General features: G+C 42.6%; 22 protein-coding genes. 6 read left to right on the plus strand and 16 right to left on the minus strand.

The window, feature by feature from the left end:
- The first annotated feature begins 157 nt into the window (after window positions 1-157).
- A complete protein-coding gene (locus L0991_15475) occupies window positions 158-1,153 on the plus strand; it encodes a D-alanine--D-alanine ligase (GenBank protein XGB64951.1) in 996 nt (331 codons plus the stop codon).
- A gap of 111 nt (window positions 1,154-1,264) precedes the next feature.
- On the opposite strand, the gene L0991_15480 is transcribed toward L0991_15475, so the two are convergent.
- A complete protein-coding gene (locus tag L0991_15480) occupies window positions 1,265-2,233 on the minus strand; it encodes a tyrosine-type recombinase/integrase (protein XGB64952.1) in 969 nt (322 codons plus the stop codon).
- A gap of 100 nt (window positions 2,234-2,333) precedes the next feature.
- On the opposite strand from L0991_15480, the gene L0991_15485 reads away from it, so the two are divergent.
- From L0991_15485 to L0991_15495, 3 genes are all read left to right on the plus strand, one after another.
- Window positions 2,334-2,702: a DUF3319 domain-containing protein gene (locus tag L0991_15485; GenBank protein ID XGB64953.1), complete on the plus strand. Its 369-nt coding sequence runs from the start codon at window positions 2,334-2,336 to the stop codon at window positions 2,700-2,702.
- Between the two features lie 3 nt (window positions 2,703-2,705).
- Window positions 2,706-3,017, plus strand: coding sequence for a stress response translation initiation inhibitor YciH (gene yciH, locus L0991_15490; protein ID XGB64954.1), 312 nt, complete (start codon window positions 2,706-2,708; stop codon window positions 3,015-3,017).
- Between the two features lie 1,328 nt (window positions 3,018-4,345).
- Entirely contained in the window at window positions 4,346-5,611 is a 1,266-nt protein-coding gene (locus L0991_15495; GenBank protein ID XGB64955.1) for a GGDEF domain-containing protein, read from the plus strand.
- A gap of 703 nt (window positions 5,612-6,314) precedes the next feature.
- On the opposite strand, the gene L0991_15500 is transcribed toward L0991_15495, so the two are convergent.
- The 9 genes from L0991_15500 to L0991_15540 all read right to left on the minus strand — a co-directional run bounded on the left by L0991_15500 (window position 6,315) and on the right by L0991_15540 (window position 15,017).
- Window positions 6,315-6,467 carry a YoaH family protein gene (locus tag L0991_15500; protein XGB64956.1) on the minus strand — a complete coding sequence of 51 codons (153 nt, stop codon included), beginning with the start codon at window positions 6,465-6,467 and terminating at the stop codon, window positions 6,315-6,317.
- A gap of 41 nt (window positions 6,468-6,508) precedes the next feature.
- Window positions 6,509-7,657, minus strand: a complete 1,149-nt coding sequence (locus tag L0991_15505) for a conjugal transfer protein TraF (protein XGB64957.1) — start codon at window positions 7,655-7,657, stop codon at window positions 6,509-6,511.
- 50 nt (window positions 7,658-7,707) lie between these two features.
- The gene (locus tag L0991_15510) at window positions 7,708-8,595 is read right to left on the minus strand and encodes a DUF2861 family protein (GenBank protein ID XGB64958.1); all 888 of its coding nucleotides are present in this window, start codon (window positions 8,593-8,595) and stop codon (window positions 7,708-7,710) included.
- The gene (locus L0991_15515) at window positions 8,595-9,254 is read right to left on the minus strand and encodes a response regulator transcription factor (protein XGB64959.1); all 660 of its coding nucleotides are present in this window, start codon (window positions 9,252-9,254) and stop codon (window positions 8,595-8,597) included. The genes L0991_15510 and L0991_15515 overlap by 1 nt, the downstream gene beginning before the upstream one ends.
- Entirely contained in the window at window positions 9,229-10,701 is a 1,473-nt protein-coding gene (locus L0991_15520; GenBank protein XGB64960.1) for a sensor histidine kinase, read from the minus strand. Before L0991_15520 ends, L0991_15515 begins: the two co-directional genes overlap by 26 nt.
- 283 nt (window positions 10,702-10,984) lie before the next feature.
- Window positions 10,985-12,382, minus strand: a complete 1,398-nt coding sequence (pntB, locus tag L0991_15525) for a Re/Si-specific NAD(P)(+) transhydrogenase subunit beta (protein XGB64961.1) — start codon at window positions 12,380-12,382, stop codon at window positions 10,985-10,987.
- A gap of 10 nt (window positions 12,383-12,392) precedes the next feature.
- Window positions 12,393-13,940, minus strand: a complete 1,548-nt coding sequence (gene pntA, locus L0991_15530) for a Re/Si-specific NAD(P)(+) transhydrogenase subunit alpha (protein ID XGB64962.1) — start codon at window positions 13,938-13,940, stop codon at window positions 12,393-12,395.
- A gap of 387 nt (window positions 13,941-14,327) precedes the next feature.
- Window positions 14,328-14,609, minus strand: a complete 282-nt coding sequence (locus L0991_15535; GenBank protein XGB64963.1) for an HlyU family transcriptional regulator — start codon at window positions 14,607-14,609, stop codon at window positions 14,328-14,330.
- A 39-nt stretch (window positions 14,610-14,648) separates the two neighbouring features.
- Window positions 14,649-15,017, minus strand: a complete 369-nt coding sequence (locus tag L0991_15540) for a late competence development ComFB family protein (protein XGB64964.1) — start codon at window positions 15,015-15,017, stop codon at window positions 14,649-14,651.
- A 390-nt stretch (window positions 15,018-15,407) separates the two neighbouring features.
- Here L0991_15540 and L0991_15545 point away from each other — a divergent pair, with 390 nt between their 5' ends.
- Window positions 15,408-16,649, plus strand: a complete 1,242-nt coding sequence (locus tag L0991_15545; protein ID XGB64965.1) for a GGDEF domain-containing protein — start codon at window positions 15,408-15,410, stop codon at window positions 16,647-16,649.
- Window positions 16,650-16,742: 93 nt separating this feature from the next.
- Here the strand turns inward: L0991_15545 and L0991_15550 are convergent, their stop codons facing one another.
- Window positions 16,743-17,753, minus strand: coding sequence for a Solitary outer membrane autotransporter beta-barrel domain (locus L0991_15550; GenBank protein XGB64966.1), 1,011 nt, complete (start codon window positions 17,751-17,753; stop codon window positions 16,743-16,745).
- A gap of 78 nt (window positions 17,754-17,831) precedes the next feature.
- Entirely contained in the window at window positions 17,832-18,803 is a 972-nt protein-coding gene (locus tag L0991_15555; GenBank protein XGB65455.1) for a diguanylate cyclase, read from the minus strand.
- 131 nt (window positions 18,804-18,934) lie between these two features.
- Here L0991_15555 and L0991_15560 point away from each other — a divergent pair, with 131 nt between their 5' ends.
- The gene (locus L0991_15560) at window positions 18,935-19,372 is read left to right on the plus strand and encodes a DUF3069 domain-containing protein (protein XGB64967.1); all 438 of its coding nucleotides are present in this window, start codon (window positions 18,935-18,937) and stop codon (window positions 19,370-19,372) included.
- Window positions 19,373-19,662: 290 nt separating this feature from the next.
- Here the strand turns inward: L0991_15560 and modC are convergent, their stop codons facing one another.
- From modC to L0991_15580, 4 genes are read right to left on the minus strand one after another with little or no spacing between them, the layout of a single operon-like run.
- Window positions 19,663-20,769 carry a molybdenum ABC transporter ATP-binding protein ModC gene (gene modC / locus L0991_15565; protein XGB64968.1) on the minus strand — a complete coding sequence of 369 codons (1,107 nt, stop codon included), beginning with the start codon at window positions 20,767-20,769 and terminating at the stop codon, window positions 19,663-19,665.
- On the minus strand, window positions 20,766-21,464 hold the full coding sequence (gene modB, locus L0991_15570) for a molybdate ABC transporter permease subunit (GenBank protein ID XGB64969.1): 699 nt from the start codon (window positions 21,462-21,464) through the stop codon (window positions 20,766-20,768). The genes modC and modB overlap by 4 nt, the downstream gene beginning before the upstream one ends.
- Complete coding sequence (gene modA / locus L0991_15575; GenBank protein ID XGB64970.1) at window positions 21,465-22,223, minus strand: molybdate ABC transporter substrate-binding protein; 759 nt, start codon at window positions 22,221-22,223, stop codon at window positions 21,465-21,467.
- A 5-nt stretch (window positions 22,224-22,228) separates the two neighbouring features.
- Entirely contained in the window at window positions 22,229-23,728 is a 1,500-nt protein-coding gene (locus L0991_15580) for a cobyric acid synthase (GenBank protein XGB64971.1), read from the minus strand.
- Between the last annotated feature and the right edge of the window lie 87 nt (window positions 23,729-23,815).

Raw genomic sequence — 23,815 nt, forward strand, 5'->3', positions numbered from 1 at the left:
CAAATGCTCCTTCTTTTGTTTTAAGACGAACCGTTTTGTCTAATAGTTAATCGCTCGATCTTTCGGACGCAATTTTAACAATCAAAACACTGTACCTATTTCGACTTTGGTTTATCATTGAAGTCAGTATTCCTAGTTTCAAGGACCGAATTTACCCATGAACACCACAAACATTCTTCTACTATGCGGCGGTGGATCTTCAGAGCACGAAGTGTCTTTAGTTTCAGCCAATTACCTTTTTGATCAGCTTAAGAGCGTTGAAGATTTTAACGTAGTGAGAGTTGAGATTAAGAGCGAAGGCTGGTGTCTAGATTCGGGCGAATTAGTATATCTTGATATCAATAATCAAACGCTACGTGGTGATGATCTAGAGTCAAAAGTTGATTTCATCGTACCTTGTATCCATGGTTTCCCTGGCGAAACCGGTGATATCCAATCACTGTTTGAAATGGCAAAAATCCCGTACCTAGGCTGTGGTTCTGAAGCTAGCAATAACAGCTTCAACAAGATCACCTCTAAGCTTTGGTATGACGCATTGGGTATTCCAAACACGCCATACTTATTCCTATCTGACAATACAGACGAAGCTCATTCACAAGCAACTCAAGCTTTTGAAAAGTGGGGCAAGGTATTCGTGAAAGCGGCGCGCCAAGGTTCTTCTGTTGGCTGTTATCAAGTTAACCAAATTGAATACCTGAGTGAAGCTATCAACAAAGCATTTACGTATTCAGATCAAGTGCTTGTTGAAAAGTCAGTGGTACCAAGAGAGTTGGAAGTTGCGGCTTATGAAATCGACGGGGAGCTGTATATCAGCAAGCCAGGCGAGGTAATTGCACCGAATGGCGCATTCTACTCTTACGAAGAAAAATACAGCGCAGATAGCCACTCGATCACAGAAGTTGAAGCAAGTAATCTTACTGATGAACAACGTCAACTGATTGCGGACAGCGCTCGCAAAGTGTTTACACAAATGAAGCTTCGTCACTTGTCTCGCATCGACTTCTTCTTAACGCTAGATAATGAGATCTACCTAAACGAAGTTAATACCTTCCCAGGCATGACACCAATTTCGATGTTCCCAAAAATGGTTGAACACGACGGACATAAGTTCGCTCAGTTCCTAGAAAACTGCGTAAGAACCAGTCTTTCTTAAGCGTATTTTCTGAGAATTCGTATAATCAATTCACAATAAAAAGCGGCTTGGATAACTTCCAAGCCGCTTTTTTACTTCTGTCTTTTTTGTCTCTTGACTAGTCGCAATGGCTTATTGCCATGGTGTTAGTGCCTTATACTTCATTTTTTCACTTTCAGCCGTATTCGAGTAACCAACATACTGTGCAGGCATTGCAGGGCTAAGCCAACGTCCAAAGTCCTGAATCTCTCTTATCTTGAGCCCTTGTTTAGAAAGCTCTTGCGCCGCGCCAACTCGTATCGAGTTTCCTGAAAAGTGATGATTTTCTGCCAAATCAAGTAAGTCACTAGCACGCCTTAGTATTCTATAGATTGACGAATCATCTAGTGGTTGGAGGCTAATGTTTTCATGCTTATCAATTGCCCGAAACAGAGATAATCCATCTTCCAGCCCTGTAAAACTGAGCCAACGTTCAAGTGACGAACTTGCAACTGGCGAGAGCTTGTAAAGCGAGTCCTTGATTGCGATTTGATAAACACCATCGACACTCTCAACATCGCTCGATGATAATGACTTAAGTTCTGAGCGCTTTAAAACACACTCAAACATCACGTTATAGATCGCTATGTCACGGATCTCTTTTAGCGTTGCCTTCTCATGTGCAAGCAAGGTATTTAATTCGCTAAGGTGTGAAGATGTCATCGCGTTTGTTTGTTTAGCGTCACCAGTCATTTGAGCTTGTAAGTGGAGCAGGGTGAAGCGAACTTGCCTATGCTTAATAGGGTTGGGGAAGTTAAGCACGGTATGCAACATGCTTAGCGTTGCAGTGTAACGTTTTAATGAAGCAAATTTTCTATTACTAGACTCAGTTTCTAAAAAACGACGAACTGCAGTAATTGACGCAGGGAGTGTATTGATGCGGAGCTTAGTGCAGAAAGCATGGTAGCGGTTCCAATCACTGTAGATACCCAACAGTGAATTACGAGAATATTGGTAGCCTGTTAACTCGTCGATAACATCAACCGAAGATTCTCTGTTTAATTTTTCAACAAACGAATTAATTATCGCAGAGTCGGTTAAAATAGGGACATTTTTTCTCAAATTACCGTACCTCGACAGGTGTTTTTGCCATATTATGCTTGCTATCGTTATTAGTATACTTATGATTAATGCAGTGAAAACAAAAAGATGATCAATAGATATGGCTAATTCAATTTACCGTGGGATCCATCTGCAATCGACTGATTCCACAAACACAATTTGGCGTACTAAATTAAAAAACCACGTTATTCAAGGTAACTTAGCAGCCGTAAAAAAGAGTATCGATTGGTGGATTGATACTGCATCTATTATTGACCCAAAAGAGTTCACAGCATTAAGTAAGTCTAGAGGGACTGGTGGCCAAACTGAAAATTTCAATGGTTACCAAATCAAAAATGACACTGGTGAGCCCAACGCATGGTATTGCATGTTTAACGGACGTCTTATTAAAGGCGGGAAAACGGCAATACAACGTCATATCGAAGCTTACTTAATCGCTAAACAAAAAGCCGAGCAACAAAAGAAGTAAATTATGAGCCTAGTATATTCAACAGAAACAGGTCGTATCAAACCTGAAGAAGAGAAAGTCCAACGTCCAAAAGGCGATGGTATCGTTCGAATCCAAAAAGAAACCAAAGGCCGTAAAGGTAAAGGCGTTTCTGTAGTAACTGGCTTAGATCTAGATGACGCGCCATTAAAATTAATGGCAGCAGAGCTTAAGAAAGTTTGTGGCTGTGGTGGCTCAGTAAAAGATGGCAACATCGAAATTCAAGGCGACGCGCGCGATAAGATCAAAGCGCACCTCGAAAAGAAAGGCTACAAAGTTAAGTTTGCTGGCGGTTAATCTCTAACTAATACCAGGGGTAAAATCGAAGATTATTATCACTGGATATTAGGTATTTTATGGTAAATAACCAACATGGTTAAATACACAGTATAATTTAAAGAATACCGACACAATAAAAAGGCAGGGCATCAAACATAGAGTCCTGCCTTATAAACAGCAAGTTCAATTTAACATAACGTACATAATACGCAGTGATCTACGTTGAAATCTGAGAGCTTTGCGAGCCTTATCCCTGACAGATTTCACGTACGCGCTGATTAAATTTATTCGTGTAATCACTTTGGTTGTTTGGCTACACGTTAAATCGAAATAACTCGTACCACCTTAATTACATCAGCTAAACACTCTTACTGGCTCTTCACCGAGCACCTTTTATAATTCGCCTTTATTTCGTTACGGTTACCTGCCAGACAATTACGTTGCTTTGTTCACGAAAAATAACTTCTCAACTGATACTAACCACTGAATATTTAAAACGCTCAATTCCTTACAACTTACAAGCGATCGCTACCAGTTCTGTTGTAGATTTTGTCAGTAATCCTGCTGTTCTGTTTTCAGATTTCACACACGCGACCACGTCAACTAACTACACAAACAAAATCTAGATGCTTGGATTTATGCGTTTCGAGTCTGTGCCTACCGAGATTGTTTTTTCTAGCTTTGACTGTTTAGACTCCGAATGCACTGTAATGCCCACATTTGATCTCGCTCTGTAGCAACCTGCACTTGGTACTAGCTTTGCCTTAGAACCACCAAAATTTTAAGACCTTAAACCTAGCCATTACCATATCCTGTTTATCACTAATGTAAGTTAAACTTGACCTGTGCTCAAAGCTATTAAGCTACAAAGAAATCAGACTCTAATCATGTATTACCTGAAACAGTTCAGGGGTTAGTTTGAGGTTATTTCCTCATGTTCTCGCCTTACCCACTTAAGAAACGCACCAAAAAAGTGACAGCGTAATGCTATCGAATTAAAGAACTGTTTGCTTTTGCGGCCCGCTACTTAGCGAACTCATAAAGGCCTCAGATTCGCTATAAAGACAATAAACAAACCCGCTTAAATTAACTGTATATTTATACAGTTAATTTTCAACCCCCGTAAAAACGGTACTTACTGACTAAATTACATTCAAAATCAATGCTCTGCGTTCAGTTTTTAAACTTCTATTTGGTTTAATAGCTAGCTTTCCTGTATAAACATCAACTAAGAACTAATTTTTAGGGTATGGCGATTCTACGAATACAAATACTCTAACATCTGATTGAACCTACTCTAAAATAATGCGGCATTGGGTTCAAATTACGTGTATGGGTTAAATATCATGAGCGACAAAGCATTCCGCAAACTCAACATATTCCTCTCGATTTTTTGCCTAGCAATCACCCTATTGTCGTTACTCTCTTTTGATAAGCTCATGAACAAGAGCTACGTCATTGGGCCAGACAAATACCCTACGTTGGTTAACACAGACCGCATCCATAATGGCGGAACAGTTGGCTCCTTACGCAGATTAAAAGATGCTATAGAGTTACAGTGTGACTTTAAGCGTACCTACAGCAAGCCATTTTGTGAGATTGAATTCGTGCTATCTGAAGAAGGCAAAGGTTTAGATCTTTCCACGTATGATTCGGTAACCATTAACATGGATTACGAAGGACAAGATAACCCAAGGTTTCGTTTTTACATTCGTAACTACGACGAGCGCTACAGTGTGAAAGGCGATGCAATGTCGAACAAGTTCAATCGCTTAGACTTTTCGCTACCAGATGCAAGCCACATCGACTTGGACTACTTCAACGTCCCATTCTGGTGGATTGATCATTATAACCACCCAGTTTCTGTTAGCGCGGTAGACATCACGAACGCAGTATCTGTTGAACTCGGGCTTGGTGCGAGCACGCTTGCTGGGCATCATTCAATTAAGATCTCTAGTATTGTCTTCCACGGTAAAATCATCAGCAAGGCTTTGCTAGGTGAGCTGTTGGTTGGATTATGGGTAATATATGCCGTCTACTATGTATGCTGCGCTCTACATATCGCTCGACGTAATAAAGCTCGTTCTACACAGCAACAACGCTATTTAACCCAAGAAATTGAAGAACTAAAGGTGAAAGCATCGACCGATCCGTTAACTGGCTGTCGAAACAGAACCGAAGCACTAGATACCTTCTATGATTTCGAAAGACTGGCGCAACAAAAGAAAATCATTCACATTGCGTTGTTTGATTTAGACCATTTCAAAAAAATCAACGACCAGCATGGCCATGAAATAGGCGACAAAGTTCTCATTCAGTTTGTTGCTACCACCTACGAAACCCTTGGTGAGCAATATTTACTTTATCGCTGGGGCGGTGAAGAGTTTCTACTGGTTTGTCTAGAACAAACCACGCTACAGTGTCACGAATCAATTGATAACTTGTACCTAGCAATGGACACAAAGGCATGGCCGAACGGGCTAACTGTGACAGCTTCTACTGGTGTCACACAGCTTAAGCAGAACGAGTCGATACGTTCCGCAATCAAACGAGCAGACAAAGCACTGTATGAAGCAAAGTACAACGGACGAAACCAAGTCGTGACGTTTTAAGTCCATCTCATCGTTTTTCATCTGCCCGTCTCTAAGCCGCTGTAAGATAGCTGCCCAGCAAAACTAAATCCCCAATGCTCGCCACTTTTGCATGGCAAGTCTTCTAATCTCGTTGCCCATTCTAGCGACCATGAATTAACTTCCTTCAAGCTGAAGCACACGCTTAAGTAAATCACTATCCACCTCAATACGGACCTTGTACTAGCCGCACTAAAGCGCACTCAGCTAATGCTTTCTACTGCGCTAAGTATACGAACCCTAGTCTAATCAGCGTTAGATACGTAGATCTGCCGTTGAGTATCTTAGTATCGCTGCTCGCCACAAACACTCCCAAACTTAAACCATAAAACCTTTCTCATTGAGATTTTGCTTAATCAATTCGCGAATCATTGAAGTCACAGCGTCACGAACGTTAAAAAAGCTCTGATATTGAACAACTTACGGCTAGTGACACAAATACTGACACCAAAAAATCAGAATGTTTAACTTTCACTTTTGTTTGTAACTTAATTACAAACAAAAGTGAAAAACACCCCAAGAAGTAGATTACTCCGAGGTAAACTATTGAATATATGTGGATTATCAGAATATAAAGGTGTGTACTCTAGTGCGGTATTAAGGTTGTGATTGGCGAGATAATATATTGGCGTGCAATTGTTTTAGTTATAGTGCATTAAGATGATAAAAAAGAAGGGCTGACGCCCTACTCTTCTTTGTTACTCATTTCTTCACGAATTTGCTCAGCAACGATCTTGATAGCTTGTGCTGTGCTAACACCTTGGCTCATCATTTCTTGGATTCGTTCAACAGCTTTTTGTTGTTCTTCGTGAGAAAGGGTTGGTAAGTCGTTTAGCATGTTCTGCTCCTTTATTTAGGAGCAGAACTATATAAGGACTATTAGTAACTAGCAAGGAAATTGATAGATGCACCCATTGCGTTTTCGTTTGTGTAGTTAGCACTTAGATCTAGTTGGAACAAATTAAGTGGCGACAAACCAATACCGGCTGTGATAGTTCCTTCCGAGTCAGAGTAAGCTAGGTTCTTGTAGTACCCTGCCCTCAGCTGCATTTGACGCAACAAATCAACTTCAGTACCGACACGAATCATCTGCTCGTTATCTTCAAACGAAGTAAACTTTTCAGTTTCATTCAAATCGTAATCAACACTTAACGAGAAGTAGTCAGACACGATACCTGCACCAACGGTGTAAACTGGCTCAAGTTGATAAGCGTATTTACCACCAACTTTATGTGTCGCACCGCTTGTGCTGCTAGTTAATGTTCGGGTTGTATCTTTCGTCTCAATATCTCTTGAGAATAAGTTGGTCGCAGCAACACCCACTCGGAACGGTCCGAAGAACCAAAGCGCACCTGCATCCATGTTAAATGCAGTTTCACCATTGCTGTTTTCTCTTACGTCAGAAAGATCGTAATCGTTAACCGATGCAATGTAGTTGTATGTGTAGATACGTTGAATCTTAGGTGTAATACCAAAAGAAATGTGTTGGCCCATAAAGGTTTGGTATTTCGCAAGAGAAAGGCCAACTTCAGTTACACCGATTGACACAGCTTCAACGGTAGACAACTCGACTTTGTCCGTGTCGGAACCGGTCGTGTAAACGTCAGGTGTTGCAAAAGATTCTGTGTAAGCTTTTGCAAAAAGGTTCGCAGCAACAAACTGGTTAGGAAGTGCGAATGCCACAACACCCCCAAGTTCTACGTTTGCTTGATTGCCATCAAGTTTACTCAGAGCGGCATCTAGGTCTGCGGTGTTTGAAGCGTCAATAACACTATCGATATTTGATTTCATATCGTTAGGATCATTGTAGTTACCACCAAAGCTTGGCGTAATCATACCCATGTCATCGTTGCGACGGTAAATGGCAACCAATGCTGGGTTATAGAATGGAGCAGTTAGGAAGTTTGCAGAAACAACACCAACACCACCCATCGCATCACCACGCGCTTCAATGGCGTAGTTTGCTGCTGAAATAGGAAGACTGGCGAATGCAATTGACGCTGCGAGTAGTTTAGTAGTTTTTTTCATGCCGTTTATCTTTGTTAGATCCCTTACATAGTTAACGGCACAATTTTAAATTACTTTAACTCTTCTTCGCTAGAAATATCATAAGTTTTACTGATAGTTTGTGCTTGTTCTATCGCTATATCGCCTTGCCAGCGTGAATGCACCATAGAAACAGCCAGAACGTATCGGTCATTGGGTAAATCTTCACCAGACAAGCTCATCGGATAATCCGACTCATAGCTCTTACCCCACACTTGTTCATAGTGCTCGTCGATATAGTCGTATAAACCGACTTCCAGCTTAGGTAACGGACAATATGGGTTGAGTAAGTCTTTCTTATCAATTCGCCATGTATCTTTAGATGCCCAACGCACTTGCTGACGCATCGCTACTTCACCAAGAACAATCCATGTGCTCCAAGAGTTGCCACCATCGCCTTTCACGTTCAGACGATACAAACCAGAATCCAACTGCGACGCTAGGTTGTAACGCTTGCGGTACAAACTGACAGAGGCATTGTTTACCACCTCACTTTCTTTCGTGAATTCACTATCGGAAGAGACAACCTTGTCGACCCACTTTTCGAAGGTGATATCTTGAATGCCTTGCTCAGATTCGACATCAATTGAAACTCGGAATGTGTCTCGGCCAGGGCTTTGAATAATGTGCCTTTTGACGACGACCGAACTTATCCAATCGGGCAAAGTTTTTTTGGTGAGGGTTTTACCACAATCTTTGTTCAACGCTTGGTCAAACAATTCGTTGAGGTGATCTTCTCGGGATTGAGAAGCATTGATTTGCCAAACTTCCACTAAAGAATCAAACATCTGCGGTAAGTCGTTATCCAACAAATGTTTATGTACTTGAGTCAGAGCATCACTGCTTTTAAACCAATCTGCTGCGTGTGCGGTGTTAACGACACTCGACAGCATTAATAGTGGAAGTAAGGCTTTTTTCATTACGCTTTCATCTTATAGCCAACGCCACGCAGCGTTTCGATCTCTAGACCTGGCAGCTTCTGTCTTAATTGCAGAACATGCGTATCTACGGTACGAGTTGTTGGGAAGTGGTTGTATCCCCATACGTGATCTAGTAGTTCGTCACGTGTAAATACGCGGCCTAGGTTGCTTGCCAAGAACAACAACAAGTCAAATTCAGTGCGTGTTAGCGTCACTTCTTGCTCATTGAAAAACACTTCACGTGTTGCCTTGTCGATAACAAGGTTTTGAGCGATAACTTTTGATGCGTCCTGCTCTTCAGCGTCTGGCAGACGAAGCTGCGCACGAATACGAGCAAACAGCTCAGCTTCTGCGAATGGCTTCGTTAGGTAATCGTTAGCACCGGAATCTAGGCCCGCTACTTTGTCTTTTACTGTAACCAATGCTGTCAGCAAAATTACAGGGATATCTTTCTTCTTCTTCCAACCTGGAAGTGAATCTACTGAGTCACCATCAGGAAGTTGACGGTCTAGGATAACTAGATCCGCTTGTTCCCAATAGCCTTCAACTTCAGAGATCAGTTCAGCATGTAAACATTCATACCCAGCTTGCTCAAGGCTAACTAATAGGCCATCAGCTAAATTCTTATCATCTTCAACGAGAAGCAATGTCTGTTTCACAAGGTATCTCCAAAATAAATGTTGTCGGGGGGCCGATTAGCGTCATGTGACCGCCCATTTTTCCGACCATAGACTCTACTATCGTCAGACCTAAACCTAGTCCACTCTTACTAACGAATGGCTTTCTTAGTTGCCCCCAGTCTTTGCGGGACAAGTCTCCATTATCTATAACTTTGAATGTCAGCTTCTTGTCAGAAGTATTCAGTTCTAGTATCACTGGTGCGACACCGTATTTAACAGCGTTCCTGATCAGGTTATCGATACAGGTTCCTAACCAATATACGTTCACTTTCGCAGCAATATCTTGGTTGATTCGTAGCTCGATTCCAGGAGCGAAATCTTCTTCAACTTTGTACTCTAACCACTCTTGTACACTTGGAACCCACTCTGTTGCAAGTGGTTGATTGTCCGACTGTAAATAGTCTTTACTTGCCTCTGCTAACTGCCTTAAACGACGCGTGTCTTCACACAGTCGACGGAATTCATCATATACCGATTCAGGTAAGTGTTCGAACTCTCGTCTGAACCCTTCAACGGTCAATGATAAGCTCGCAATCGGCGTTCTCAGTTCGTGCGTTAAGATCTGAAGAACCAACATACGACTCTTCAATTCCTGTTTCTTACTGTTCCAACGGTATATGGCCCAACCTAGCACAAGCATGATGTTGGCGATCACCAAGATGAACATTGCGACCTGAAGCAGTTCAGAATGATCTTCGATTTCCCAACACACGTTACCACGTTGGACGAAACAGCTCTTACCTTCTGACGATAAGCTGAACGACAACCCTGCTACCGTGGCGTTTTCATGCCAATCAGATTCTTTGTATAGATAGTATCTGTCACCACGTTTCACCCACATTTCGTCAAGCTCGACGAACATGCTAGCGCCAGCCAACAGCGCGGTGATTGCTTCGTTATCCATCTGTTGCAAGCGAGACAGTAGCTCATCATTTTCAGTATTCGGACGCTCTTGTATATGCATGTAGCGTTTCAGAGAGTCGAATTTTTCTGGGTACTTCTCAACATAACGCGCCGCATAAGAGCCACCACCAGGATGAATCAAGCCACTACGGCTAAACCAACGATCCGACAATTTAGTGCCCTTACACATCGCTCGCGTAAACACTAAAGGTTCAGTGATCAAAGGGCTCAACGGCAACTTACCACTACAGGTTTTTGATAACTGGTATAGGCGCTGAATATCTTTAAGTGGGTATTCTGCGGTTTGCGGCAGCATTGAAGAAGGCGTGATTAGGCGCGTTGGATAATCAGCCTGAAGCAAACGAATATCATAAGATTCGATTGCCGTTTCATGATCAAATAGTTTGGTGAAGTTATCGATACGCTCAGGCAAAGAATCAGCAAACGCGTTTACTGATACTGATAATGTAGCGATAAGAAGAGTAAATGTTCTTTTGATGATCACAAACCAGCGCAAATTCATATAGATCAGACAAATATATACCATTCGCTTTCAAAGATAAATTTTAACCGCATGAAAAACAGCGAGAATGACGGCTAGCTGTCATTAAATTGACTTGCATACTCTCAAAGCTAACGAATGTACCGGTCTAACGCATCGGAGTTAAGCCATTTCACCGTCGGATGGAGAAAATTGTTCTGCTCATAATCTCTCTACATTCGAAGTATCTTCCCCTGAGCTGTGGTCACAAAAAAAGGAGCTCAATCGAGCTCCTTTAATTTAGTTATGTTTTACAAAGCGACCTTTAGAGGTGCTCTAAAATACCTAGACAGCTTTGCTTAGCATCGCCAAACAGCATCTGTGTATTTTCTTTGAAGAACAATGGGTTTTGTACGCCTGCGTAGCCCGTATTCATAGAACGCTTGAACACGATAACATTTTGAGCGTTCCAAACTTCCAGTACTGGCATGCCAGCAATCGGGCTATTTGGATCTTCTAGAGCTGCAGGGTTTACGGTGTCATTCGCACCAATAACCAATACAGTATCTGTCTCGTCAAAGTCATCGTTGATTTCGTCCATCTCAAGAACGATATCGTAAGGTACTTTTGCTTCAGCAAGCAGTACGTTCATGTGACCCGGTAACCTACCCGCCACAGGATGTATACCAAATCGAACATTTACGCCCTGTGCGCGGAGCTTTTCAGTAATTTCGTGTACTGGGTACTGAGCTTGAGCTACTGCCATGCCGTATCCCGGAGTGATAATTACTGACTTAGAGTTCTTAAGCATATCAGCAACGTCTTCTGCTGAAGTTTCACGGTGCTCACCTTGATCTTCATCGCCTTCAGACACTTGAACTTCCTGACCAAAGCCACCAGCAATAACACTAATAAACGAGCGGTTCATTGCTTTACACATGATGTAAGAAAGAATCGCACCCGACGAGCCAACTAGTGCACCCGTTACGATAAGCAGGTCGTTTGCAAGCATGAAACCTGCCGCCGCCGCCGCCCAACCAGAGTATGAGTTAAGCATTGAAACAACCACTGGCATATCTGCACCGCCGATTGATGCCACTAAGTGGTAACCGAACGCGAATGCGATAAGTGTCATCACCATCAGTGCGAACATGCTGCCATCAGCTTTAACGAACATGATCATAAGCAGTGTAGAAACCACGATAGCTGCTAGGTTCCACTTGTGCTTATGAGGGATGTTCAATGCAGATGAAGAAATCACGCCACGAAGCTTACCAAACGCGACAATCGAACCAGTAAAGGTTACTGCACCGATAAACACACCCAGGAACACTTCCACTAAGTGAATAACGTGCTCTGCATGAATATCAGCAGGGTTAAGTGACACTGCCGCCGGTGGATCGATGTAGCTGTTGTAGCCCACCAATACCGCTGCCATACCTACGAAGCTGTGCAGAATTGCCACCAGCTCAGGCATTTCCGTCATTTCTACTTTGCGTGCGTAGTGGATACCGATACCACCACCGATCACCATAGCAATGATGATCCAAACAATACCAGCCGAGTGAGGACCGAAGATCGTCGCGATCAATGCGATAGCCATACCAGTGATACCGTAATAGTTACCTGCACGTGCAGATTCCTGTTTCGATAGTCCAGCCAAGCTCATAATAAAGAATACTGCAGCAACAATATAAGCTGCTTGTACTAATCCTTCAGACATCTATTACTCCTTAGTCTTTACGGAACATTTCAAGCATACGTTTGGTCACGGTAAAGCCACCAAAGATATTGATACTTGCAATTAACACGGCAATGAAAGAGAGGAAAGTAACGACACCGTTGCCTTGTCCAATCTGTAATAGAGCACCTACCACAATGATCCCTGAAATCGCATTCGTAACAGACATCAAAGGCGTGTGCAGAGAATGGCTAACATTCCAAACTACGTAATAACCCACCACACAAGCAAGAACGAAAACGGTAAAGTGAGATAAGAACGCAGCAGGCGCCACCGACGCAATCCAAGCGAAAGCACCAACCGCAACGGCCATACCTGCCGCTTTTTTGACTGGAGACGTAGGCTCTTCAACTTTTGGCTCAGGTTTCGCTGCTTTTGGTTTAGCTTGCTGAGGTTGAGCTGAAACTTGAATTGGTGGCGCAGGCCAAGTGACTTCACCTTCTTTAACGACTGTTACACCGCGAAGTACAACGTCATCAAAGTCGATATTGATGTTACCGTCTTTCTCTTTACAAAGTAGTTTCAGTAAGTTCACTAGGTTAGTCGCGTACAGTTGCGAAGATTGAGTTGGCAGACGACCAACCATGTCAGTATAACCGACAACCTTCACACCATTGGCCGTTGTGATCACTTGATCCGCTAAAGTGTATTCACAGTTACCACCGTTCGCGGCTGCAAGGTCGACAATCACGCTGCCTGGCTTCATGCTATCAACCATCGCTTTAGTGATAAGCTTAGGCGCAGGGCGACCTGGAATCAGCGCGGTAGTAATAATGATATCAACGTCTTTTGCTTGAGCCGCATAAAGCTCTTCCGCTTTCTTGTTGAACGCGTCAGACATCTCTTTTGCGTAGCCATCGCCAGCACCCGTATCTTCCTGGAAATCCACTTCCAAGAATTCAGCACCCATCGACTCTACTTGCTCTTTTACTTCAGGACGAACGTCGAATGAACGAACAATTGCACCAAGGCTACCTGCAGCACCAATTGCTGCCAAACCTGCAACGCCGGCACCAGCAACCAGTACTTTCGCTGGTGGAACTTTACCTGCCGCTGTAATTTGACCAGTGAAGAATCGACCAAATTCATGCGCTGCTTCAACCACTGCACGGTAACCCGCGATGTTTGCCATAGAACTTAACGCATCGAGTGCTTGAGCTCTTGAAATACGAGGCACGGAATCCATCGCCATCACATTGATGTTACGGCTCGACAGATGTTCCATTAATTCAGGGTTTTGAGCAGGCCAAATAAAGCTGACCAGAGTAGCGCCATCTTTAAGTAGGTCTATTTCATTTTGAGTATCGTCAACGATTGGAGCGTTAACTTTAAAGACAATATCGGATTTCCAAGCTTCATCTGCGCTTACAACTTTTGCTCCAGCTTCTTCATAAGCTGAATCCTCAAAACTTGCTAGCGCACCTGCTTGTGATTCAACACAAACTTCAAATCCTAATTTTAGAAGCTGTTCGACCGATTTCGGCGATGCAGCGACTCGCGTTTCACCTGCGAGCGTTTCTCTTGGTACACCTATCAACAAATTAGACTCCTTGTGTATCAATTTGTGATTATTATTCTTACCAAAGACCAGTTAAAGAGATCGCAGCCATTGGATACACCAATTTGCATAACTACTCTTTCACTATTGGCACATGACTTATTCGTTTGTATCTAACGACAACTAATACTTCAAGCGTTTTGTTCAAAGAACAGAAAAAGTTATTACTTATAACGATTTGGATGGATTTTGAGCAGTTATTTGAGTTAAATGATGCACGCCTCGAATAAAGAGGTCAAACCACTTGCTAATAATCCTTTTAATAACAACCGACTAGCTGTTCTTTGTCCCTAAAACTAAAAAGAGCTTTCAGCATATACACTGAAAGCTCTCTAAATTATGACTAGCATCAATTCTAACCCTAATTGGTTAGCTAAATATGCTGTCACCCATTTGGTCGATGAACATTTGCGATTTCTTGAGCATCAATTCGTTGGCGTCTTCTTTGTTTGAAACAACGTCTGAGCGAATAAAACGATGCGTTTTAAGTTCACCGTCAATTTCTTTCTCAATGCGCCCAGCAACACGGTATTGACCAGATTCAGCAATGGCATCTTGATAGATATTGAAACCCTTATATTCGACTGGCTCAATCTCTACTTTTTGTTCGGTTTTTTCTTTGCCACCAAATAATCTAGAAAAGAATCCCACGTTTTTTACTCCTTCAATGACGGTACTACGACTAACCTATCACGACTGTTTACGATCCAACAATGGCTTTTCATACCATTGCAATTCTACGTCTTCATCAAAATTGTGTTGACTAAATATAATCGGCATATTGTCGTTACGATCGCGTCTTCTATCATCAATAATCATACTTTCTGCATTTTTGACCGCGATCTCACTATTTCTTTTGTACAGAACGAGTTTGTCTTCAGGTAACGCGGAAAGAAAATCAATATCGAACCGAATATAGATGGGTTTTAACTGCCCTAGTGCTAAACATGCGAGATCAGCCAGTTGCTCGCTAGTATAACTAGATACATACTCTTCAGTGGCTAAAACTTGCCCCACCAGCGTTTCCATATAGTTATGTACATCCACACTAATTTGCATACTACACCTCCATTCATAGTCCAATGTAACGTTCGATCTCAAATTATTGAGCGACATTGAGATAAGTGTTTTTAACCATAGAAAACACTTTAACGTTCATTTTTAACGCAAATATTACACCGTTTTATAACCCAATATACTGGGCACCGATTAACAAGCTCAGTTTTGTTAAGTATCTATAACGACTAATTAATTTCTCATATATACTGTGTAGTTCGTTCTGCGGTTAATAGCAACTCAAACACATATAAACATAGTTGCATCAAAAGCGACTTATGACCATGTTTTCGCTCTCAATTAAGCAAAATGCTTGGCAAGCGCTTATTTAACCGTATCCTACGTACAGTATTAATTAACAAGATCATCATTATAGTTAGGCTCACCACGTAAATGGCATCTTCTTTTGTAACGTCGAGCATGTTTCGATTTTGCTTCCCCTTATTTCTCCTAGCAGTATTACTTGCAGGCATGAACAACGTCATACTGGTGACGGATTCAAACTTAGGGTTTGCTAGCAACCTGCCATACATTCTATTGAGTGTAGCCGTATTACTGTGCCACACGTTTAGACAAGGGCGCATGGCGATGGTTTCTGTAACTATGCTTGTTGCCTATCTTGTTATACAAGTCCGCCTACAAACACCCTTGAGCACGGGAACCACATTATTAGAGCTCTCTCTACTAGCCGCCTTAGTACCTGTTACTTGCTTGCTTGTGTATGCCTTCCCCGATACCGGTGTAAATTCCAAGTCGATGTTCTTATACGCGCTCGTTTTAGTCCTATTTATGATATGGGCGCAGCTGATCGTTTCTCACTTCCATGCCGGAGGTTTTGAATCATGGAGTGAAGGGCTACTGTTTACCGTTAGGGACTTTTCCAAATTGCCTTTTGTGCTGGTGTTGTACAGTCTTTGCCTAGTTGGCTTAACAGCGATTTTGGTGTTGGTTTACAATCGCTCTATCGACGTCGTTGTCTATAGTGCGATTTTATTGGCTTCCAGCACCTTCATCTTTTTCGACGTTCAGTACATCTCAAGTACCATGTTTTCATTATCTGGCACCTTAATCATTATCTATGTGATGTCTGCTAGCCACGATATGGCATTCAACGACCAATTGACGAATATTCCCGGTCGACACGCGTTAGAAGTCGATATGAAGCATTTAGGACGCAAGTATTCAATGGCAATGGTCGATATTGATCATTTTAAAAAATTCAACGACACCTATGGCCATGACATTGGTGATGATGTGTTGAAGCTTGTAGCCAGTATTTTGAAAGAGACCACTGGCGGCGCTCGTGCTTATCGTTACGGTGGTGAAGAATTCACAATCATTTTCAAAGGTAAGCATGCCGAACAAGTTAAAGATCACCTACAAGCACTTGTTTCTGAAGTACACAACTACGATATGACAATCCGTAATGCCAAGGAACGACCGGATAACCATGATGAAGGAATTAAAAAGCGTGGGAAAAACGGACAATCGGCCGAAGTTGTTAACGTCTCAGTGAGTATAGGATTGGCAGATAGCACAACCACAAAACACCCTGAAGAAGTATTGAAGCTTGCCGATCAAGCATTGTACAAAGCTAAAAAGACAGGCCGTAACAAACTCTGTATTCATAGCTAAAAACAAAGCCAAGCTCTATACGTGCTTGGCTTTGATTATTTGGTTAATTGGATATTTAGTGCTTAATGCAGTTCGCTTTTAAAGAGCAAGCAGCTAGTCTTGGTTGAAGAACAGTACGAGACTACCGCCTTTTAAGCTACTCCCGTAGTTGATCGTAAAACCGATGCCTACATTATCAACCCATTCATTGAACAAGTTGGGGTTCAGCAACCAACCTACACTGCCCTCATAATACGAGGTCGTCCCCATCGACTCCACGGTGTCTCCACCGATATCAATTCTTCTAATGCTCGAATACATCGATGTAATGTTTTTATCCCAACGCACGAGATCGTAGAAGATCTTAGCTTCGTTAGCGATATACCAACCTTCCGGGTTTCCTACATCGCCGTTGTTAGCTTCTCCCCAACCAACACCATTAAAATAGTGCCAACTGGTACTCAGTTTGTACCTACCCCAATGATTTTTATCTTCAAAAGTCAGCTTAATTTTCGGCTCTATGATATAAGCCCATGCATCAGTATTGTAATAAAGTCCATCCAATTGGTCCTGAATAGGCTCCAGTAATGACGAGCGGTATTCAAAGTCGTTGCGATAATACGAGATATGATTACCAATACCGGAATGAAAGCTCCAGTACTCATTTAATTTAGAGACATTAGCAAACTCGACATAACCAGAAACCACAGACTCTTTTTGATAATCGCTTTTTATCGTCGCTGCATATTCAACGTCATTCTCGATACGCAATGCTGATAAGCGCAACGTAATCTCTTGATGATTGTCTTCAATATAGTTGGGCAGCTCAAAGGTGTAAGGAAGGCTGAGAGATGTGATGTTTTGACGGCGACTTACCGAATCATTCGAGCCAATATCTTCATTGTCTAAACTGAAAACTTCATTTGGATCAAAGTTATTAATACCAAAAGTAAAAACATCGGTATCGTTGAGTAATACACTGGTGGCAAAACGCTGCTCTAGCTCCTTGCGAAATGCATCTGACAAAACGTTGGCTGAAAGCGTAGGAGAGCTAATCAAACAAAGCACAGGGACAACCAGTGTCCAACATGAATTAGCCATAGAAAATGACTTTGATCGTGGCATGTCTTTAATCACTTAAAATACTTCCTAACTCAAGTGCTACTGGAAGTATAAATTCAAATTACCAAAAGAGCGCATCAGCTATCGCGAGTGCTCTAAAATATTACGCTGTATATAGGTGTTTCTACCGCTTTGCTTAGCTTGATAGAGCGCTTGATCGACCTTTTCATAGATCGACGCTAACGATTCATCGCCACTAGGCACGAACGACAACACACCCTGTGACGCTGTCACTCTGTCAGAGATACGCGAGTATTCATGTGCATAGTTCATATCATAAAGCGCTTCTTTAATTCGAATCGCCTGCTGCTCAGCGGCATCGCTGTCAGTGTCACTGAGGATAAGCACAAACTCTTCACCACCGTAGCGGCCTACATACTCTCCAGCCCTTACAAACAGTACCTTCAAAGTATTGGCAAGGCCCTGTAAACACTTATCCCCTTGAATATGGCCGTAATTATCATTGTAAGGCTTAAAGAAGTCTACATCGAGAAGGATGACAGTCATGGATATATTACGTCTTCCATGCCACGCTATGCTCTCCTCAAGCTTAGTATCCATATATCGACGGTTATATAACTTGGTGAGGCCATCTTCGTTGGCTTGTTGTTGCAGAAGTATATTAAGTTCTTCGAGCTTGGCAGTACTTTGCTTTAATTCTCGCCTCATGTGCGCGATACGCTGCATGGCTATCAACTTTGAGTTAAGCACTACCTTGTTTACTGGTTTGATCAAATAATCATCCCCACCAGCATCAATGGCTTTAGCGATCATTTCAGGCTCTTCATGACCACTCAGAAAGATAATAGGTACCCATTCAGGGAAACGCTCACGGACCTCGTTAGCGACTTCAAATCCGTCCATATCAGGCATACTTATATCAAGTAATACAAGCTCAGGATCAAAACCAGAATAAACGTTTAGGGCTTCTTTACCACTACCGACAGCTTCAACAATATGACCCAGTTGCTTGAGTCGAATAGCAAGTTGCATTCTGTCTAGCTGAACATCATCAACTAGCAATATGCGCATCGAAGATCCCTTTTCTATCATCACATCACCTTTATCTAGTGTTGAATATTCAAAGTAGCTCATTTTTGGGCTTAAATCATGCCCTAATCTCTATATTATATTGACTTTTTTACAGATCTTTTTAGCATTGTTTCTTTTTAAAGAGAAATACTATGTCAGACGCTACAAACACAGAACAACAAGAAATCGATTTAACCACAATCTCTCCAGAGCTTCGTCAAGTTATCGAATTTGATGAAGTGCCAAAAGAGATGCACTTTATGGTTACTTCTATTCATGAAGTGTCTGAAGAAGCAGTACGCGAAGCTTGGAACAGCCTTCCAGCAAGCGCGCAAAACGTTTTGGACAACTTCGAGCAATTCCACGCTCTAATCACTGTTAGCCAAGCTTTCGCTGGTGTGAACGTGATGGAAGAGTTCCCTACTCTTAAACTTCCAGAAGGCATGACTGACGAAGAGAAAGAAGAGTACCGTGCTCAATTGCTAGACCAAGTTCTTCACAACTGTGTGAAAGACATGGTTAAACAAATCAAGAAAGCTCGTCGTGATGCTATCTTGAAGCGTGATTTTAAAGAAGTTTTCACTAAGTAAGCTATTCATCGACCTGTATTAGGTTGAAGGCAAACAGTGATAGTTATGAACAAGCCGCTTGTTGATTTAAACAAGCGGCTTTTCTATACCCGCTGCTTTTTCTAATATTTACTTATCTGTCTTGCCGTCACTACATCATCACGAGCTACTACTTCACAAATAATATGACTTTGCACTCATACAGTGTGGATTAAAACCGAGGTTTATACCGTATAAAAATGACGCATGTTTCCATTCATGGAATCAAGATCGAGTTTTACAGTACCTTAAACTAAAAAGTTCATAGTGAATTAGTGAGTAACCGCAATATCTCTCTGAGCAACACTCACACCCTTAATTTGAGCGAATACATGTTGGCCTACTTTTAGATTCAGCTCATCCAACGCCCACAAAGTAATGGTTGCCCATAGATAACACCCAGATTCTAACTCTAACTCTACTGCGACACTTTGCTTATTCGTACCTTGTTGGTGAGTCTCTACGCTTTTAATCGTTACGGGGAGAATATTACGTATTGACGTACCTTGAGGCTGTTCTAGCGTAATTGAGACATCATTTGCCCTAACCTGAAGCCTCACAGCAGCACCAATATCGCTCGAAACCTTTTGAACCCACAAAGACGTGGATTTTCCCAGAGTTAATCGAGACAAGGCATAATCATCATTATGTTCCACCAGCTTCCCTTCAAACAATGAGCTTTGTTCAGAGAAAGATTGCCATGGCTGCATTGCACGTGACGCCCATACCTGTTCTGTCACACCAGATGATACGACCTTACCTTGGTCGATAATCACTAAATGGTTAGCCAAGCGTAGAATCTCATTAAGACTATGAGTCACATAAATAATGGGAATTTGAACCGTTTCAGATAGATTCTCCAGAAACGGCATCACTTCACGCTTGCGTGGTAAATCAAGAGATGCCAACGGCTCATCCATCAACAAAATACTTGGTTTAGACAAGAGTGCTCGACCAATCGCAACACGTTGCTTCTCACCGCCCGACAAACGTGCTGGATAACGATCGAGCAACGAGCCTAATGAGAGCAGCGACACGATCTGATCAAAGTGCGCTTTATCTGTACCTTTAACACCGTATTTAAGATTCGCCGATACCTTCATATGGGGGAACAGTCGTGATTCCTGAAATACATAGCCTACATTACGTTTATGCGTCGACAAATTAATGCCTCGCTCGCTATCAAATAGGGTTGTGCCAGAGACAGTGATCAAACCTTTGTCCGGCTGTTTAAGACCACTAATGGCGTTAATCAGAGACGTCTTACCCGCGCCTGAGCGACCAAAAATCGCCGTGATGCCACTACTTGGAAGTTCTAAGTCGATATCAAAGAAAGTCTCGCCAAGCTGTTGCTGGTATTTCAGAACTAACGCGCTCATGCGTCACCTCCCAGGCGTTGTGCCGACTTTCTGTTTAACCACTCAGACAGCATCAATGAACCCAAGGCAATCACAATAGAAATGGCACACAACCGCGCAGCTTCCATTTCAGCACCTGGAGTTTCGATGAAAGTGTACATAGCTAGAGGAATGGTTTGAGTTTCACCAGGGATATTGGAAACGAAGCTGATCGTAGCACCGAACTCGCCAAGGCTTCGTGCAAATGAAAGCATGGTTCCGGTAATGATCCCAGGGATCATCAAAGGCAAGGTGATGGTAAAGAAAACTCTGACAGGAGAAGCACCCAACGTAGCTGCCGCCTCCTCAAGCTTACTATCAACTGTTTCTAAACTTAAACGGATTGAGCGCACCATTAATGGTAAAGCGACGACGACACATGCCAGAGCCGCGCCCTTCCAACTAAAGCTGAATACAATACCAAACACGTCGTTAAGCCATGCTCCTATCACACCTTGTCTACCCATCATCACAAGTAACAAATAGCCAATAACCACGGGAGGAAGCACTAAAGGGAGATGAACGATGCTTTCAACTATGCTTTTGCCAACAAACTGCTTTTTCGCTAGCAACCACGCTAAACCAATCCCTATTGGGATAAGCCACAAGATGGCAAAGCCAGCCACTTTCAAGCTCAGCATTAAAGCTTGGTATTCGTATTCCGATAGATACATCATTTAACGCACTTCAAAACCAAAACTATTCAAAATGTACTTCGCTTTCTCACTCGTAAGGAAAGTATAGAAGTCTTGTGCAACGGCTTGGTCGCTCATTTTCGCTACAGGGTAACGTATTGGTGTATGCAAATCTGCCGGGAACGTCGATACAATATTCACTTCTTTAGACAACAGCGCATCCGTTTTGTAAACAATACCGAGCCTAGCTTCACTGCGTTCTACCAAAGCCAATGCCATACGAACGTTATTACTTGGTGCTAGTCGTGTCTTGACATCATCCCAAACAGCCAAGTTTTCTAACGCTTCTTTCGCATAGATACCAGCTGGAACCGACATGGTATTGCCAACCGCAAGCCTTTCATTATCAAAAAGTTTAGACCACTGATCACCTTTTGAAATATCAAACGAAATTGCGTTTTCCTTTGGAGAGATTAGCACAAGCTCGTTCTCACATAAGTTTGTGACATTGTCACTAGAAACATAGTTTCGGTCGACAAGATGAGTCATCCACTTTTCATTTGCCGAGATAAATATGTCAGCTGGCGCACCTCTTTCGATCTGTCGTACTAATGAAGATGTGCTGGCATAGACAGGAATAACATCAACAGAATGGTTTTTCTCAAACTCTTCAACTAACAGATTAACCGCATTGGTCATAGACGATGCCGCATAAACACGCAGTTTCTCGGCAGCCAAAGCATGAGCAGAACTCAATGAGGTGGTTAACGCTACCGCTAAAAGAGTGACTAGTTTTTTCATTGCTCTCACTTTTCTGTTGTTCTTTTAATTTCTTGACCAGTTTGTTTCAGCTCAGGCCAAAGCAAATCAAGATTTAAGTGCTCTTCGATGGCGTCCGCGATTCTATTAATACCCAACTCTTTCAGTTGTTCGTGGTCAATCGCTGCTACTTCATTGGCACCGGCCCACTCACAAATCAGTGACAACGCGTCACTGTTATCCAATACACCGTGCAAGTAAGTGCCAAATATTGAGTTATCTGAGTTTATCGCGCCATCAAGGCTGCCAGATTCTAACTGAACCGGTAATGCCATTTCATTGACATCAGTCCTACCTACGTGAATTTCATACCCTTTAACTGGTGCCGACTTTCCATTTAAGTTTAACGTGCCAAACACGTTCGTTAACGTTTTCTGCTGCGTTAACGTGGTTTCAACATCAAGGTACCCTAACCCTTCACTGCTGCCCGGTTCACCTTCCACACCATCAGGGTCGTGGATAAGATTACCAAGCATCTGATAACCACCACATATCCCCATCACTTTGCCACCTAAACGCAGGTGACGTTGAATATCTTTGTCCCAGCCTTGTTGCTTCAAGTAGTCTAAATCGGCTCTTACAGACTTAGTGCCAGGCAAAATAATCAAATCAGCGTTGCTTAAACGCTCGCCTTTAACCACATAGCGAAGATCAATAGAAGGATTTAACCTTAACGCGTCGAAGTCAGTATGGTTGCTGATCCGAGTCAGGACCGGTACCACGACCTTAAGCTTGGCCTCTCCATCTGACTCTTGGGCGGAGGTAATGGCATCTTCAGCTTCTAAATTGAAACCATGCAAATATGGCAACACACCAATCACAGGCTTGCCTGTTTTCTCTTCGAGCCAATCAAGGCCGGACTGAAGCAGAGCGATATCGCCTCTGAAACGGTTAATCACGAACCCTTTTACACGAGCTTGTTCAGATTCAGATAACAGAGCTAATGTGCCATACAAGTGCGCAAATACGCCTCCGCGGTCGATATCAGCCACAATGATCACCGGGATGTCTGCCTTTTCAGCAAACCCCATGTTCGCGATGTCATTCTCACGAAGGTTAATTTCAGCAGGACTTCCGGCACCTTCAATCATCACGCTATCGTATTCTTCTAAAAGTCGATCAAATGAATCAATAACCGTATTCATCGCCACTTTCTTGTAATCATGGTAGCCCGTAGCCTCCATATTACTTAACGCACGGCCTTGTAGAATCACTTGAGCACCGGTGTCTGAGTTGGGTTTAAGCAATACAGGGTTCATGTGAACCGAAGGTTCGATATTACATGCTTGAGCCTGAACAGCTTGAGCGCGGCCGATTTCCCCACCGTCTTTAGTCACTGCACTGTTCAAAGCCATATTCTGTGGCTTGAATGGTGCCACCTTAATTCCCTTCCTGGCCAAAACACGGCATAAACCTGCCACCAATACACTTTTTCCGGCATCTGATGTGGTTCCTTGAACCATAAGGGCGTTTAATGGTGCTCGCATTCGTACTTAAATCCTTAATTTCTCAGCCCGCAGGCAATACTTCTCTTTCACCATCTTAACGTCATTGACGACTAGATGCTCAATAAA

Source organism: Vibrio chagasii, assembly GCA_041879415.1.
Lineage (GTDB): Bacteria > Pseudomonadota > Gammaproteobacteria > Enterobacterales > Vibrionaceae > Vibrio.

What these genes read in the sequence shown, in the direction of transcription:
- L0991_15475 (XGB64951.1), top strand. Translation starts at nt 158, where the DNA reads ATGAACACCACAAACATTCTTCTACTATGCGGCGGTGGATCTTCAGAG.
- L0991_15485 (XGB64953.1), top strand. Translation starts at nt 2,334, where the DNA reads ATGGCTAATTCAATTTACCGTGGGATCCATCTGCAATCGACTGATTCC.
- yciH (XGB64954.1), top strand. Translation starts at nt 2,706, where the DNA reads ATGAGCCTAGTATATTCAACAGAAACAGGTCGTATCAAACCTGAAGAA.
- L0991_15495 (XGB64955.1), top strand. Translation starts at nt 4,346, where the DNA reads ATGAGCGACAAAGCATTCCGCAAACTCAACATATTCCTCTCGATTTTT.
- L0991_15500 (XGB64956.1), bottom strand. Translation starts at nt 6,467, where the DNA reads ATGCTAAACGACTTACCAACCCTTTCTCACGAAGAACAACAAAAAGCT.
- L0991_15505 (XGB64957.1), bottom strand. Translation starts at nt 7,657, where the DNA reads ATGAAAAAAACTACTAAACTACTCGCAGCGTCAATTGCATTCGCCAGT.
- L0991_15510 (XGB64958.1), bottom strand. Translation starts at nt 8,595, where the DNA reads ATGAAAAAAGCCTTACTTCCACTATTAATGCTGTCGAGTGTCGTTAAC.
- L0991_15520 (XGB64960.1), bottom strand. Translation starts at nt 10,701, where the DNA reads ATGAATTTGCGCTGGTTTGTGATCATCAAAAGAACATTTACTCTTCTT.
- pntB (XGB64961.1), bottom strand. Translation starts at nt 12,382, where the DNA reads ATGTCTGAAGGATTAGTACAAGCAGCTTATATTGTTGCTGCAGTATTC.
- L0991_15540 (XGB64964.1), bottom strand. Translation starts at nt 15,017, where the DNA reads ATGCAAATTAGTGTGGATGTACATAACTATATGGAAACGCTGGTGGGG.
- L0991_15545 (XGB64965.1), top strand. Translation starts at nt 15,408, where the DNA reads ATGGCATCTTCTTTTGTAACGTCGAGCATGTTTCGATTTTGCTTCCCC.
- L0991_15550 (XGB64966.1), bottom strand. Translation starts at nt 17,753, where the DNA reads ATGCCACGATCAAAGTCATTTTCTATGGCTAATTCATGTTGGACACTG.
- L0991_15555 (XGB65455.1), bottom strand. Translation starts at nt 18,803, where the DNA reads ATGATAGAAAAGGGATCTTCGATGCGCATATTGCTAGTTGATGATGTT.
- L0991_15560 (XGB64967.1), top strand. Translation starts at nt 18,935, where the DNA reads ATGTCAGACGCTACAAACACAGAACAACAAGAAATCGATTTAACCACA.
- modC (XGB64968.1), bottom strand. Translation starts at nt 20,769, where the DNA reads ATGAGCGCGTTAGTTCTGAAATACCAGCAACAGCTTGGCGAGACTTTC.
- modB (XGB64969.1), bottom strand. Translation starts at nt 21,464, where the DNA reads ATGATGTATCTATCGGAATACGAATACCAAGCTTTAATGCTGAGCTTG.
- modA (XGB64970.1), bottom strand. Translation starts at nt 22,223, where the DNA reads ATGAAAAAACTAGTCACTCTTTTAGCGGTAGCGTTAACCACCTCATTG.
- L0991_15580 (XGB64971.1), bottom strand. Translation starts at nt 23,728, where the DNA reads ATGCGAGCACCATTAAACGCCCTTATGGTTCAAGGAACCACATCAGAT.